Source organism: Methanobacterium subterraneum (assembly GCF_002813695.1).
Lineage (GTDB): Archaea > Methanobacteriota > Methanobacteria > Methanobacteriales > Methanobacteriaceae > Methanobacterium > Methanobacterium subterraneum.
Genome location: NZ_CP017768.1, coordinates 1792501 through 1807047 on the forward strand (window position 1 = coordinate 1792501; position 14547 = coordinate 1807047).

The 14547-nt window shown below is 39.8% G+C and carries 17 protein-coding genes and 2 tRNA genes; 5 read left to right on the forward strand and 14 right to left on the reverse strand.

Annotation, left to right across the window (positions count from 1 at the left end):
• Window positions 1-36: 36 nt before the first annotated feature.
• Window positions 37-963 carry a type II methionyl aminopeptidase gene (map, locus tag BK009_RS08765; RefSeq protein ID WP_169032713.1) on the forward strand — a complete coding sequence of 309 codons (927 nt, stop codon included), beginning with the start codon at window positions 37-39 and terminating at the stop codon, window positions 961-963.
• Window positions 964-1038: 75 nt separating this feature from the next.
• On the opposite strand, the gene BK009_RS08770 is transcribed toward map, so the two are convergent.
• The 6 genes from BK009_RS08770 to frhA all read right to left on the reverse strand — a co-directional run bounded on the left by BK009_RS08770 (window position 1039) and on the right by frhA (window position 6129).
• Entirely contained in the window at window positions 1039-2082 is a 1044-nt protein-coding gene (locus BK009_RS08770; protein ID WP_100909401.1) for a zinc ribbon domain-containing protein, read from the reverse strand.
• 62 nt (window positions 2083-2144) lie between these two features.
• On the reverse strand, window positions 2145-2516 hold the full coding sequence (locus BK009_RS08775) for a tetratricopeptide repeat protein (RefSeq protein WP_100905388.1): 372 nt from the start codon (window positions 2514-2516) through the stop codon (window positions 2145-2147).
• Between the two features lie 222 nt (window positions 2517-2738).
• Window positions 2739-3623, reverse strand: a complete 885-nt coding sequence (gene frhB / locus BK009_RS08780) for a coenzyme F420 hydrogenase subunit beta (RefSeq protein WP_100905387.1) — start codon at window positions 3621-3623, stop codon at window positions 2739-2741.
• An 11-nt stretch (window positions 3624-3634) separates the two neighbouring features.
• Window positions 3635-4423 (reverse strand): coenzyme F420 hydrogenase subunit gamma, encoded by a 789-nt coding sequence (gene frhG / locus BK009_RS08785; RefSeq protein ID WP_394340087.1) that lies wholly within the window; start codon window positions 4421-4423, stop codon window positions 3635-3637.
• 9 nt (window positions 4424-4432) lie between these two features.
• Window positions 4433-4903 carry a coenzyme F420-reducing hydrogenase, FrhD protein gene (gene frhD / locus BK009_RS08790; protein ID WP_100905385.1) on the reverse strand — a complete coding sequence of 157 codons (471 nt, stop codon included), beginning with the start codon at window positions 4901-4903 and terminating at the stop codon, window positions 4433-4435.
• An 8-nt stretch (window positions 4904-4911) separates the two neighbouring features.
• A complete protein-coding gene (gene frhA, locus BK009_RS08795) occupies window positions 4912-6129 on the reverse strand; it encodes a coenzyme F420 hydrogenase subunit alpha (RefSeq protein WP_100909402.1) in 1218 nt (405 codons plus the stop codon).
• A 354-nt stretch (window positions 6130-6483) separates the two neighbouring features.
• Between frhA and BK009_RS08800 the strand changes: the two genes are divergently transcribed.
• The 4 genes from BK009_RS08800 to BK009_RS08815 all read left to right on the forward strand — a co-directional run bounded on the left by BK009_RS08800 (window position 6484) and on the right by BK009_RS08815 (window position 7917).
• On the forward strand, window positions 6484-6930 hold the full coding sequence (locus tag BK009_RS08800; RefSeq protein ID WP_100905383.1) for a PepSY domain-containing protein: 447 nt from the start codon (window positions 6484-6486) through the stop codon (window positions 6928-6930).
• Window positions 6930-7649 (forward strand): proteasome assembly chaperone family protein, encoded by a 720-nt coding sequence (locus BK009_RS08805; RefSeq protein WP_100909403.1) that lies wholly within the window; start codon window positions 6930-6932, stop codon window positions 7647-7649. Before BK009_RS08800 ends, BK009_RS08805 begins: the two co-directional genes overlap by 1 nt.
• An 8-nt stretch (window positions 7650-7657) precedes the next feature.
• Window positions 7658-7731 (forward strand) — tRNA-Arg (locus BK009_RS08810).
• 111 nt (window positions 7732-7842) lie between these two features.
• A tRNA-Arg gene (locus tag BK009_RS08815) sits at window positions 7843-7917 on the forward strand.
• Between the two features lie 473 nt (window positions 7918-8390).
• On the opposite strand, the gene BK009_RS12425 is transcribed toward BK009_RS08815, so the two are convergent.
• The 8 genes from BK009_RS12425 to BK009_RS08860 form a co-directional block, all read right to left on the reverse strand.
• A complete protein-coding gene (locus tag BK009_RS12425) occupies window positions 8391-9605 on the reverse strand; it encodes a transposase (protein ID WP_100907334.1) in 1215 nt (404 codons plus the stop codon).
• 188 nt (window positions 9606-9793) lie between these two features.
• Entirely contained in the window at window positions 9794-11020 is a 1227-nt protein-coding gene (locus BK009_RS08830) for a TIGR00375 family protein (RefSeq protein WP_100909406.1), read from the reverse strand.
• A 105-nt stretch (window positions 11021-11125) separates the two neighbouring features.
• The gene (locus BK009_RS08835; RefSeq protein ID WP_100907151.1) at window positions 11126-11899 is read right to left on the reverse strand and encodes a proteasome assembly chaperone family protein; all 774 of its coding nucleotides are present in this window, start codon (window positions 11897-11899) and stop codon (window positions 11126-11128) included.
• Between the two features lie 87 nt (window positions 11900-11986).
• On the reverse strand, window positions 11987-12154 hold the full coding sequence (locus BK009_RS08840; RefSeq protein ID WP_100905379.1) for an RNA-protein complex protein Nop10: 168 nt from the start codon (window positions 12152-12154) through the stop codon (window positions 11987-11989).
• A complete protein-coding gene (locus BK009_RS08845) occupies window positions 12151-12930 on the reverse strand; it encodes a translation initiation factor IF-2 subunit alpha (protein WP_100905378.1) in 780 nt (259 codons plus the stop codon). The genes BK009_RS08840 and BK009_RS08845 overlap by 4 nt, the downstream gene beginning before the upstream one ends.
• 9 nt (window positions 12931-12939) lie before the next feature.
• On the reverse strand, window positions 12940-13116 hold the full coding sequence (locus BK009_RS08850) for a 30S ribosomal protein S27e (RefSeq protein WP_004029362.1): 177 nt from the start codon (window positions 13114-13116) through the stop codon (window positions 12940-12942).
• 10 nt (window positions 13117-13126) lie between these two features.
• Entirely contained in the window at window positions 13127-13408 is a 282-nt protein-coding gene (locus BK009_RS08855) for a 50S ribosomal protein L44e (RefSeq protein WP_100905377.1), read from the reverse strand.
• A 113-nt stretch (window positions 13409-13521) separates the two neighbouring features.
• A complete protein-coding gene (locus BK009_RS08860; protein ID WP_100909407.1) occupies window positions 13522-14538 on the reverse strand; it encodes a DNA replication complex subunit Gins51 in 1017 nt (338 codons plus the stop codon).
• Window positions 14539-14547: the final 9 nt, after the last annotated feature.

The window sequence follows — 14547 nt, forward strand, 5'->3', positions numbered from 1 at the left end:
AAATTGTTGGAAAAATATCAGTCCATGTGTGATGCCATGATAGACATGTACCAAAAAGCAGGCAAAATTGTAAAAGATGTTAGAGAACTGGCAGTTGATGAAGTTCATGAAGGAATGAAAGTTTTAAGTCTGATAAACCTCATTGAATCAGAAATTATTAAAAGAGGAGGTTTCCCAGCTTTTCCATGTAACATATCCATAAATGAGGTTACAGCCCATTACACCTCACCTCCCGGGGATGATACCCTCCTTAAAGAAGGAGATTTGGTGAAAATTGACTTAGGGGCCCATTTTGATGGTTTCATTGCTGATTCAGCTACTACTGTGATGATCGGATCAGGAGAAGGTCCTTACAAATCTGGAGAGAAAGTTTACACCCCTGAAAAACAGGTTGAAATGATTGAAACGGCTAAGCATGCCCTCGAAGTTGCCATTAGTAACATCAGACCCGGTGCTGAGCTGGGCAAAATTGGTGAAGCAGTGGAAGATTATGTAAAATCCCAGGGTTATTTAACCGTAGCCAATCTAACTGGTCACAGTATGGATCGATGGATTCTCCATTCAGGGTTATCTGTACCCAATATTAAGGAAAAAAATCATCATCAAATAGAAGAAGGGGATGTTCTTGCCATAGAACCTTTTATAACTGATGGTGTTGGTGTGGTTGGGGACATGAAAGATACTTTTATCTTCAGATTCCTCCGAGACCGACCTCTGCGCCTGGCTCCAGCCAGAAAGTTACTTGATCTGATAAAAATGAAGTATGCAAACCTTCCTTTTGCTCAGAGATGGTTAAAGGAAGAACCAGGTATACGTCAATTGAATCCAGCCATGAGGCAACTTATCTCTTCAAGGGCAATCTATCCTTACCATGTTCTCCGTGAGAAGAGTGGGGCTAGGGTGGCCCAGGCTGAACATACGGTTATTGTGGAAGGAGATGGATGTACCGTTATAACTGAATAGGTTATAACCGGACAAAAAAAAGTGGAAAGTTTAAAGGGATGATGGAAATTAGATCTATGGTGAGTTAAGATTTATTCACCAGTCAAATCCATCATTATCCCCGCCTTCGAAAGAATCACAGATATCATCAAAGGAATCAAAAACATCATCAAATGAGTCAATTATAAAATCATCTAATCCATCAAAAACGTCCATGTCAAATAGATCAAAGGAATCATCGTAATCAAACAAATCTTCTCTCTTTTTTGATGCATTTCTTCCACCCATTTTCATTCCAATCAAAAAAGAAACCGGATAAAGTAAGTAGGGATAGAATTTTGATGTTTTGGTCTTAACATTGGCTAGTCTATTTTTCAATGACAGCAGCTGATCCATGTCGTAGGGGAGAATGAATATATGCGTGCCGACTGCTGATAAAAAAGCTTTAGCTTTCTCTGGATTGGAATCTGCCCATTGGAACAAATTATCTGAATCCTTAAATATATCATTTATTCTATTTTTAATTCCCACACCAGATCCAGTTAGCTCATATTTTGCAGGAGATACTATACCCTTCTTCTTAACCAATAAAACATATCCTTTTTCAATTAAAATAGGCATTACAAAATCAGTTTTATACTTTGAAAATGAAGGGCCAGTTAAACGAGATTTAAACGGTTTTAACATTTTTTTGAAATATTTTTTGAGATCTAATTCAGGATTTTTACTTAAGGGTGAAGTAAATATTTCTTCATGGGGCTTGAGATCCGTGTCAAAGTTTTCTCCCTTTCCTATCTTTTGAACATTTTTAGTGGACAAAAACCTCTTTTCCTCGCGAGAATCGATTTTGATAACTTTACGTGCTAAAAGATCCTTCATTGTTAATTTTAACAATTCTTTTCCATGAGCATTATCAGTAGCTAAATTTGAAGAATCCAAATATAAGATCAAATACGATTCCGCGGGTGTTAATTCCAAAGATTTTTCTCCAGAGGAATTCATTTCCCCATTTAAGGATTGATCATCAGATTTTTTATCAATATTAAGCCCGCATTCACTGCAGAATTTAGCATTAATGGGGTTTCGAGCACCACACTCACCACAAAAAATCACATTTTCAGGAATTTTTTTCTGCAACATTTTTCCACCATTATATCTCACCTGCGTTAACCATTTAAAGATTATTATAAATAATTTGAAGATTACAAATAATTTAGGGATTTTTGGGTTTTAACAACCCCTTCCTCCTCTTCATTTTCGTGGAATATCTTAAAAGATTCTTCAAAAAAGTACTGGGCACTTTCAACATCATCCTGCTCCCGGTACACTAATCCTATGTGATAAAGGGCTTCAGCCATATTATGATAATCATTGTTCTTTTCAGAATATTCATAAGCAATTTTAAAATAAGCATATGCTTTCTCATAAACCCCCCTTCTGAGGCTTATCACACCTTTTGAAATCAGTTTAGGTGGCCTATTCTTTTTTTCTTTTGAATAAATGTTATAATACAACATCAGCATTCCTGCATAGGCTAGAAACAGCGCCCCACTAATTAAAAAAATCATTTCCATTATTACTCCCCTTTACTCCCTAATCTAGTATTATTCCCATTCCATTTTTAGTTTTTACCTACCCATTGATTATGACTTAATTTGTAGTCTGGAATATCATACAGGTTTAGGTTGAATGTAATTAATCTAAATAGATGTCCTAAATTCAATAAATACTGGAAAAGCTATGTATACAATCCAATAATTTATCCAAAAAAAATAGTAAAAATAGGGATGTTATCCCTATACGTTGGCTAATGGGTCTTCTTTTTCACCGCTGCCTTTGAAAGGTACAGGTAAGCCCATGGCTTTCCTTTCATCTATTACTTTCATGGCTTTGGTTTTCTTGTCGGTGGCCAGTTTTTCAAGTAGGCCTAAACCTGGTTTTACATCATCCATTGATTTGGTTTCAATAACTCCAGCTTCAACAGCCTGTTTGAATATAGTGTCACCGGCATCGGTTCTGACGAAGACTGTGGACCAGCCATCGGGTGTTCCCACTGAGCCAGTTGATACGTCAGCTAGTTCTGCCACGTAGTCTAGACAGATTTTACATCCGTTCTGTTCGTATCCGTGGGTTTCTTTGAGTGGTATGCTGAGTAATTCGTCAGCAGTTTGGATCCAGAATTTACCTTTACCGATATCCATTTTTTCCACTAGGTCAAAGTCAACTCCTGCTTTTTCTGATATGAAAGTTCTCAGAGACTCGTATGGGAAGTTTTCCATACAGAAAATACCCAACATTAGGGCGATTTTGTCTGCTAAGAATCTTACACCGAATGGGTAGGATTGCATTTTCCTGATTCCCATGCTCTGGCAGGGAATGGCTACTGTACCAACTTTTTCTAGACCGTACTGTCGGACTGCTTTTTTAAGCATCCAGACGTTTGGAGAGAAGGTGTATTTGGTTCCAGCGGCGGCCAGTATCTCATCTGAGGACATGGCTACCATTGGTTCTGGTTTCCACATGACGTCAGTTGGTCCGGCTACTACTGCACCATCGATGAGTTTTTCATCCAGGGCGTAGCAGAATAGACCAGATACTATTCCTCCGTCTTGGGCTATTTTTTGGATCTGTTTGTCAGTTGATCTTGCTGCAACAACTTCTTTGTAGGTTCCTAATACCATTTTTTCACCTCCTATAACCCTAAGTCCTGGTTGATCCTTTCAGCAGGCCACCAGCTTCGTGGGCACTGCACGTAGCAGATTCCACATTTAATACAACGGTCACTGTTCAGTTCTGGTCTTCCGTTGGTCATGCTTAGGGCTCTGGTCTGGCAGGCCATGGCACAGGTCCCACATCCTATACATAGGGCCTGGTTTACCACTTTGCTCTGCAGGTCACAGCCACACGCTTCGGTGTAACCAGCCAGGTCCATCATGGGCTGTAAGTAGTCCATGTCACCGTTTATGGCAGCTACAACTGTTTTAGCTATTATTTCCGGTGATGGCGGGCAGCCAGGTATGGCCAGGTCCACTTTTACCAGATCAGCTATTGGCACGAATGATTCGTGGTTTGGCTGTGCTTGCTGTCCTCCTCGTGAGTATCGGGTGAAACAACCAGTTGCTGCGCAGGACCCGAAGGCCACTACTAAGCCTGCTTTTTCCCGTACTTCCTTGAGTTCATGTAAACTGTGTTCATCTTGCAGACACACAGATCCTTCAACCAGGGCTATGTCCATTTCAGGCATTTCCCATAGGTCTACCAGGGTTTGTCCGTAAACTATATCCACCATTTCAGTTAGTAAAGGTGCGAGGATGTCGTAATTCTCGGTTAACGACATTCCATCTCCAGTACATCCACTCAGGTGAATGTATCCTATTCTTGGTTTAGCTTTTTCTTCAGCCACTTTTTCAACCTCCTCTTGTGAAGCGTTCTTGTCAGGTTTTGCCTCCATTCCAAAAAACGATTTAATGCGGGCTAATATTGACATCAACTAACCCCTTATTTCCTTTAATATCAGTTCAATGGCCTTGGGAATGGCATCTTCCACACTTTTGCTTAACCCCATTTCCACATCGGGGGCAGAGATATGTTCTGGCTTGCATCCAATTACCATAACTTCGCAGATATCCGCTAAATCATGTAATGGTTCGTTAACTGGCCAGGAATGCACGTTTTCGTAGGAACCTTTGGGAATTTCGTCAACACTGAATTTACGGACTGTTCCAGGTTCTGCATTAAACTGTACCACATCCACCACTATCATCTTCTTCCATTCTTCATGAGGCAGGCTGAAGACAAAGTGGGGGCCACCGGTACCGGCATCGATTAACATGACACTATCTGGTAAGGGGTTTTCCTTAGAGTATTCTCCAAGTGCTTTTATCACTTCTGGTCCGAATCCGTCATCCGCAAAAAGGATGTTTCCGCATCCGACCACTATTATCTCTGCGCTGTATGGCATGCTCCTCCCTAAATCCTGACCATCTCGTTTTTGAGAATGCTCCGGTCTTCGTCGTCTACTACGATCATGTGAGTCGCACAGGACAGACATGGGTCGTAGGCTCGGATAACATGAGGTCCGAATTCATGGTGGAATCCTTCGGTGGCTGGTCCCATAGTGGGTATGTTCCAGGTGGTTGGTACCAGACAGCTGTAGAACTGAGTTTTACCATCGGCAACTTGGGCCATGTGAACATCCATTCCACGTGGTCCTTCAATAGCACCGACTCCCAGTTTATTGGTCCCAGTTACATCAAAATCAGCCATTACTGGGGCAGATGTGTCCAGTTCACCCAAAATGTCTATACATTTGGATAGTGCTGTTTTCATTTCCACTGCTCTGGCTACGTGCTGGGCCACTACACCTCTTTCTTTGAAATCACCATAAGTGGCTAACCTAGCCCTTGGACCCACTTCCACATTTCTGCCATCGTAGAGAGGGATGGTTGAACAAGCTCTTTTGGCTACTTCAGGGTCATCGTACCAGCTTTCTGGCATTATTTCTGTGAATCTGTCTAAATCAAAGTTATCCCGGTTACCGTATAATACATCGGTGGCGAGTGTTGGTGCGTTTGTAACACCTAATCCTTCTGGGAATCCTTTGTCTGCAACTAAACCAATGATTAATTCGACATGTGCGTCTAATTTTGGTTTAAGTTGTTTACATCTTGCGTAAAGCCTTTTTCTTGCAACTTCACTTATGTTACTGGCCATTCCACCGATCCTAACATCGGAGGGGTGTATACCTTCTCCAGCAACCATATCCACTACCATCTGCACGGTTTTCCGAATCTCAGATACGGATTCAACTGCAGTGGTAAACAGGTTTTCTGGCACAACATCGGGAGCTATCAAAAACTGATGGATAGCGTGGCTGTTTATGTGATGCGCAGCAAGGGTAAGTTCTCTTAACTGTCTAGCTGCTTTTGGTATTTCTATACCCAATGAATCATCCATAGCTTCTACTGAAGCCAGGGTGTGAGGTATAGGACATACTCCACAGATCCTTTGCACCATTACTGGGGCAGTTTCTGGAGCTTTCCCTGTCACCATCTTTTCTAAACCTCTAACAGGAGTAATACTAAAGTATCGGCCTTTGGTTACTATTCCTTCATCATCTACTTCCATGACCAACTCTGCGTGTCCTTCCTGTCGTGAGGTTGGCGATATAACTATTTTTTCGCTCAAATGTATCACCTCTTAGTTTTTATAAGAACATCAATATCTCTAACTTTTAAATATTATTATAAGCTTTTCTTTAAAGATCAAAATGAAAAATATAAATAGCATTAAAAACTTAATTATAAACTCCTATACTTTAATCAGGAAATTGAAATAAAGCAGAGCGGTGTTTCTTTTTATTTGATTAAATATTATTGGATTTTAGACTATTAATGAAGCATGGAATATAATCTTCAAAATCTTAATATAAGATTAGATCATTATAATAGAACTAATAAGGAATATAGAAAATATAAATTCCTAAACTAAAAACAAAATATTGTGATATATCCAACCTAATACTAATAAAGAGGTGAGCTGATGATAGACTCCAAAATTCTGGTGTCCGTGGTGATAGTATTACTGATAGGTGTAGCTGCTGCAGGTTACCAGATATCCAACCAGACTCCAGGGCTATGGCAACCAGTGACGTCAACCAACCCCGATACAAGCCAACAAGCAAGTTCAGTCGCTGGATCTGATTCAGGGAACCAGCAAAGTTCTGCATCCAGTGTTTCAACATCTACCAGCCAGAAAACCAGTGCATCTGGAAGTGAAACTGTTAAAATATCAACTTCCGAAGCTAAAACCATTGCACAAAAATACATTCTGCAAGACGGGGCTACTGCCGGAACCCCTAAACTGATTACATCCGATGGTAAAAAGATTTATTTAGTGCCAGTGCTGATGAATGGTAATCAGGTGGGTGAAATCTACATTGATCCTGAGACTGGTGCGAATTTAGGAGGAGCAGGGGGTGCTCCCTGATGGTTAAAATGGTGGAAACTGAAGTAGAATGCTGTAAAATAATCTCAGAAGATGTTGAAAATGCAACGGTCATTGAAGGATCTCCTGAACTGGGCCTTATCGGTAATATAGTAGGATGGCTTCTGGTGGAAGAACTTAAAATGGAAAAAATTGGACATATTGAGTCTAAACATTTCCCCCCATTAGCAGTCCTCTACCGGGGAGTAGCCATACATCCTTTTAGAATTTACAATGCCGATGATCTGGTACTATTTCTATCCGACTTCGTGGTTCCACCAAATGTCACCTACGACATGACCAATGCCATTGTTGAATGGATGAAAAAGAATAACAGTAAAGAACTCATCACCCTAAATAGTATTGCTGTCCGGCAAAAAACCAATGGAGTTGCAGCAGCTGCTAACTCTCCAGAAGGTTTAAAACGGTTAGGAGAGCTTGATCTTCCCATACTTCCCTTTGGAAATATAAACGGATTATCAGGAACTCTTCTTACACGTAGTATTGCCAGTGACATTCCGGCCTCATGTCTGTTTGCCGAGGTCTTGAATCAGTATCCTGATCCACGTGCAGCTGCCAGTGTAGTGGATGTTTTAAATAGGATGGTGAACATAGAAGTTAACTCCGAGCCACTTTTGAAAGAAGCCGAAGAAATAGAGTCAAGACTTAAGGAACTTGCTCAGGCTGTTCAAGGCGAAGGAGAATCACCTGCATACAGTTAAATTCATACGGGCCCGTAGCCTAGTTGGATAGGGCGTCGGACTTCTAATCCGAAGGTCCCGGGTTCAAATCCCGGCGGGTCCGTTACTTGTACCCTTTTTTAATTGAATACCCCGAGAGGTAGGATATTGTAAAAGTACTGAGGAATATAGAATAAAAATAATAATTAATTAGTATTTCTTTAATAATGAATGTGGGCCCGTAGCCTAGCCAGGATAGGGCATCAGACTCCTAATCTGAGGGTCCCGGGTTCAAATCCCGGCGGGTCCGTTTAATTTAATCTTTTAATTTTGTTTCCAATTATATAATAACTTTTTTAGGTCTGTTTTTACACTAAAGTTCTATAAATTAATGAGATAAATACTGATTCTGTAGATACACTAATTATATCCATTCCAGGGTTAATTAAATTCAAATATTCACTGCCCCAAAAAAAGTTGAAAAATAAAAATGTGGATAAAAATCAAGCAGAAATTTGAAAAAAAAAATTATTTTGCAGGGCTTCGGTTTAAAAATTGCGTCATGAAACTCACTAAGACAAAACCGGCAATAATTATTCCTAAAATCACCCAAGAGTATTCCATAGCTAAACTCATCTATAAACACCTCAAATTTTCCTTTTTTATTCTGGCAATGCTTATATTATTATTAATTTATAAAATTACTCCAACAATTCTGACTACCTATAGAATTGGATACTCACTCAGATTATAAAAACTTTTTCAATTCACGGGACTGTAAAGTTATTGGGTGTTGATATTTTTTCCATGTTTAGCTGTCCATTTTTTCATTTTTTGGTTTAGGTAGCTGAGTATTCCTTTTATTGTTTTGTAAATTTTCTTTATTTGGTTGGGGTCTGTTTGTCTGTAGTAATTTTCTACTTTGTTGGATGTTCGTTGTATGAATGGGCTTCTCATGAAGTGTGTGAGTCTTTGAAAGTCTGGAAGTATCTTTTTAGTGAGGTATCGTTGTAAAACTTTTGGAATATCTTTGAATTTGTCCAGTAGTGTTTCTAGTCTGTTTATTGATGTTTCTTCGTTGTATGTGCGGAATATGTTTTTTATGTCGGTGAAATAAAGGCATAATGTTATTTTTTCACGTTTGGAGACATTTTTGGACTTTAATATTTTGTGTACACTGTTTCCTATCATTTTAAATAGGTGAAATATGCATAATTGGTGTTTCACACCAATTTTGTCCATTATTCTTTTGTATCTTCGGAAATGATCGGTTGTAATTGCTATCAGTGGTTGATTTTTTGTGGATTCTTCAATAAATCTTTTTATGGTTTCTGTAGTTCTTTTAGGAGCTATTTCTTCTGCTATTGGTATGTTGAGTATGGTGTCGTATAATGTTAAACGGTAGTGTCTTTTACCGTTAAGTCGAATATACTGCTCATCATACGCGTAGTAACCTGAATAAAGTGTTATTGTGTTGGTTATTCGTTTTTCAACTTCTATGGTTTGCCATTTTTTAATGGTTGTGTGTGATGGTGAGTTTCCAAAGAACGTTTGAAAGTCTTCCCCCAATTTACGCAGCGAACGATAGCCTGTTTGAATCAAAGACTCTAATTTATCACTGTAAATATTAACGTATCTGTGATGAGGTTTTATAACTGAATCTAAGCTTGTTGTGAACTTTTTACTGCAACTTTTACATTTATATCGTCGCAAATAAATTTTTTGAGGTCCTGAATCAGCCAATATGGGGTTTCTTTCATGATATTCCTGTTTAATCACATGATTTGAATTACAATTAGGACAAATTGGGTTTAAATATTCGAAATGATTGTTTGAAAGTAAATTCAGGTTTTTATTCACGTTTCGAGTGATTTCAGACCTTTGAAATCTTCGTGTTAAAACTTCATCAAATTTTGGTTTTTCCACAACAAAATCGAAAAGATTAAGTTGCATGGACGCAATACTAGAACTGAGAGTAGTTATAATTTCATTAGGCATGTTATTATATCTATTCTCACTTTATACTTAATTTTAACGGTTTATAACTGGAATTTGATTTAAATCTGAAGTTTTTTAAATTTTTGTGAAATTTGCTTCAACACCCAAAAACTTTACAGCCACCAATTCACCATGGGATTATAATTCAAGTGGGATCAATATTCTTAAGAAAAATGCATTCTACAAGGTTATAAGAAAGCATCCAAGGTGGAGTTTTCATTAAAAACTAATTCCCCGTATTTTCCCCCACCGCCTACCTTTATTTGGAGTGTTTTATCCCGGAATGCCTTTATTCTGCGGGTGAGTTCCGAATCTATTTCCACCATCTCCTCTAGGGGTGCATCGATTAGTACTGATATTTCATCACCAAATTTTAGAATGAGTTCCTGCCATTTCCTCTGGACAAATTTGGTGGTAACTCCTTTACTGTGGGTTAGGCTGATGATTTCAGCCAGGGGCATGATATGGATATATGGGGGTCTGTGTGGGGGGTGGTGTGGTTCGTCCCAGGTGGCCAGTTCCTCCACCCGGTAGTCAACACCTTTTTTTATGGTGCCACCACAGGGACATTTCATGTTCATCTTCAGGGCTTCTTCAGGATGGAACTGCTGGTAACATTTGGTACAGGCAGTGTGATGATACTTACCCAGTCGGGGGTCAAAGCCATAGTTTGCTGTGATCTTCTTATGAGCAATTGCCCTGGCCAGGGCAGGGAAGCTTAAATTTTTGACGTCAATTTCATTAAACTCACGTCCCAACCGGTGGGGCCATGGAGAATGGGCATCGGAGTTGGTGAGGAAGGGCAGCTCCTGCAATTCCTCAATGCGATCCGCCATATTGGTATCTGCTGAGAGTCCCAGTTCCACAAAATCGGGTGTTTCACTGTAACAGTCCTGGATACTATTGTATTCTTTGTAGATACTGGTCCAGGGTGTGAATGCATGTGATGGTCCCATTATACAACCGTTTGCAAGGGCCAGTTCCTGTATCTCAGCACCGTTCATGCGCACCCTCGGCCTTCCATCGGAATCAAGATTGCCTTTAAGTTTTTTCCGCATTTGGTAGGCTGCGTCCAGAGAAGGGAGAATGATAAGGTGGTGGACTCTTTTAGAATCTTCCACCTCCGAGGTTAGAATGAGTTTGGTTTCCGGATTTTTGGATTGATCCCCTGGAATTTCCTCCTGAAGAAATTCATTGTGCATGCTTTTGGTTTCCTTAATCCTGAAAACCCCTTCAGTTGCTTCTTCAGTGGCCTCCTCTATCATGTTAAGCCATCCCTGATGAAAACCATCCCCGGTGGCAACTAAATGTAATCCTTTAAGACTTCCCTGAGAAGATAATAGCTCAGGAGTCATGTTTTTAGAAGTAGCCATGGAGTAACGGCCATGAATATGCAGATCAGCCCTTATGATCATGTTTTTGCACCTTTTTTAAATAAAATACCCCATTAAATATAATTTTTTTTAAACAAAATGTTAAAATAAAGATTAAAATAAAAAAAATAAAGCAATATAATAGGATTAACCTATATATCGCAGGTCTTCTTCCCCAGGAACAATGTTCATCCTTTCTGCCATTTCTCTTTCCATTTGCTGGGCTTTACTGATCATTTTCCGGGTTTCTTCAGCCCTTTCTTCCAGTTTTGCCACATCTAACTCTATTTTCAATAGTTCCAAGAGCACGGTGAGTACAGCTTTGGATGCATCGGCATCAATGAAGTATCCTGGTGTTTCACCCATTAAACAAACACCATTCATACCTCTGGAAATTCCCAGGCCCAGAATTAGACCTGATGCACCTATTATTCCACCATCCGCGGATCTTAAGGTTACTTCATGTTCTTTGAGCATTTCAGCTAGTTCTTTGTTGGTAGCTGCTCCGAAGACCTTTGGGTTTTCCACAGGTTGACCTGTTCCCAGACCGCCAAGGGTATATATTTCTTTAACACCGTATTTGTCAACGAAATCGAGTATAGACCCACATACATCATATTGACCTTCTGGACTAAGTCCTTGAGTGTTTCCTCCCAGGAAAATGAAGTCTCTTTCATCTTCACCCTGGCTTTTGAGGTAGTAAAACTCGTTTTTCATAGGCTCGATCAGCCCATCTTCATCTACGAAAACCTGTGGTGGGAATGATGGTGAGTAAAGTTCTGCGAATTTTTCTGCCCCCAGTTCGTGTATGATGTGTTCGGCAACCAGTTTGCCAACATGACCTATCCCTGGTAGGGCTTCAATAAATATGGGATCATCAAGATCCACTTCTTTAATCAGTTCTATGAAGGTTTCCTTCATCTAAAACACTCCTACATAACTAATAAAGGATTCTTATGAATAAGAATTAATAAAATATAAGACAATGCGTTCCTGAATGGAATGTGCCTAAGATTGGCTGATTTGTTTTTTGAGTATTCTCCGGTATTTACCGTATTTATCCTCAGGAGAATAGCGGGGAGGGTATACAACTTCTAGTTCTCCTCCGCAGTGTGGGCACTGATCTTTAAGGGTGTATTCCCTGCAGGAACTGCACCTTCTCATTTTCATCTTCATTCTAATTCCCGGTGGAACTCGCCCTCGCCACCAGCCTCTAGAACAGTTGCAATGGCTTCATCTGCAGCTTCTTTGAGAATGGTTTCAGCGGTGATGTAATCCGCGGATTTGACCAGTAACCGGTAGCGTGGTGCACCAACACATTGCACAGTAATGTTATCCTTATTAATTGATTTAAGGGCTGTGCGTATGATTTCCACTCCGTCTGGAGCATAGGAAGTAAGATCCACGTATCCAGTGATCTGTACTTCTGGAGGGGAGATGTTCTTCTGGGCTACTTTTGTTATGGCGTTTGCCCATGCTTCGTCCATTCCCCTTTCTATGAGGGAGTCTGCTCCTTCTTCAGCAGATATTTCAAATGCACCGTATAGGTCTCCGAATTCATCCATCATGGCGTAGCCTACTTCATCGTAAGCTGCATCCAGATCCTTGTCTATGCTTTTTGCTGCAAATTCAAGGAGTTTCTCTGCTTTTTGTTCGATTTTCCATTGCTGGATCTTACGGGTTCTTTGATCTTCCCTGATCCTTTTCATGGAAACGTCAACATGGCCCTTTTTGGGGTTAACACGGAGTACCCGGGCAACAATCTTCTGATTTTCCCGTACGTGGTCCCGAATGTTTTTCACCCATCCGGCAGATACCTCGGAGATGTGTATGAAAGCTTCTTCTCCAGGGTATTCTTCCAATTTGGCGAATGCGCCGTAATTAAGGACCTTATGCACGGTGGCCACGATCAAGTCACCTTCTTGTGGCCACTTATGCTTCATTCTTACCATTAAAACACCTTAGTCCAGGACTTCGATTATTTGGGCTACAACTTCAGATCTTCCGCCCTTAGATTTTACCAGAGATTTACCACAGATTATGCACTCCACTTTGGAGGCAGCATGATCGAAAACAACTTGTTGGTTGCCGCAGTCTCCACATTTGACTCTTAAAAAGTTACTTTTACTTTTTGACATTGTTATACACCTACTGCTGGATGAACTCTACTTTCCCAGCACGGAATGTTGAGCGTTTTATGTGAGATTTACCGCATTCTTTGCACTTGTATCTTAAGTCCAGTTTTTTGGTTGGTTTGTTACCTGATGGTAATGGTCGAGGGTATCCACGGTAACCGCTGGTTACACGTCTGAATTGCCTTTGACCCCATTTTAGTTCGCTGGCTTTTCTTCTTTTTGATTCTAATACTGTGTGAACTGTGTGTTTCTTGCAATTTGGACAGTAAGTTTTCCTTTCTTTAGGAATCTTCATATAATCACCTCTTTGGCTGTAAAAATAAGTCATGTGACCTGTAAAATTGATTAATGGTCCTCGGACTATTATAAAAAGCCTGACTCTATATCTCGCTATTTATATTTCACTGTTTATTTATACCTTTGGATGGACTTACCCTTTTGGTTTTTGATAAGTATGCGGGCATTAGGTTCAGGCATGGTAATGATGTCACCAGGATAAAATGGGCCGTAAACCTTGCTATCCACCCCCATGATGGAAGGCAATTCGTCCAAAATCATTAAAACCTCTGTGGACATCTTATGAGTACTAGAATTATCTTTGAATGATTCTGCTAAAACAACGTCACCAGAGGGAGGCTGAATTTCTTCAGATTCATTTTTAAAATTATCTGAAATACTAGAACTATTTTTTGAATCCCCAGTTATTTTTTTTCCTAAAGAAATTCCGTCTGATTTTTTTGAACCATCATTGGACAGTTCTTTATCATTGGACAGTTCTCTGCCAAACTGCCGGTATATTTCATCCTGGATCTCAGGAGGAATTTCATCCACGGCAGGGCTTATTTCTGCAGATTTTCCAGGTTTTTCTGGAATTAAAGGATCTTTAGGGAGTTCATCATAATTTATGGCCTTTTCACTTACCTTGCTCGGCTCATCAATTTGAATATCGGCCTTAGGTACTTTAATATCATTTTCATGAGTTTTAGAAGCCCTAAGCGGATTAAATGAACCTGATTTAATATCTTTGGAGTAAGATATAAGTGGAGACCTCATTTCTTCCCGGTAAGTGGTTAGGGACTGATAAATCTCCCTATAAAGATTTTCTTCCTCAGGAGTAGAATTTGAGGGAATTTTAGGCCTTTTATCACCTTTAGAATCTTTAAACAGGTGGTATGAACGCTGTGCATTCATTACTGCGCTGTTAGTTATTTTATACTCTCTCCTCTCACATATTTCAACTACTATCCTCTGAGCATCACGGAGAAGATAGGATTCAAATGAAAATGGATTACTATCTATCCTTTTCATCAATCGGTTGAAATAGTTGGAGATTTGTTGGTAGAAATCATTCCCAACCGGAGATAAACTACTTAGACTCCGTTCCTTTTTTTGGATCTCCCTCAAATTCTGGAAAAATTCATCCAACCCTATTCC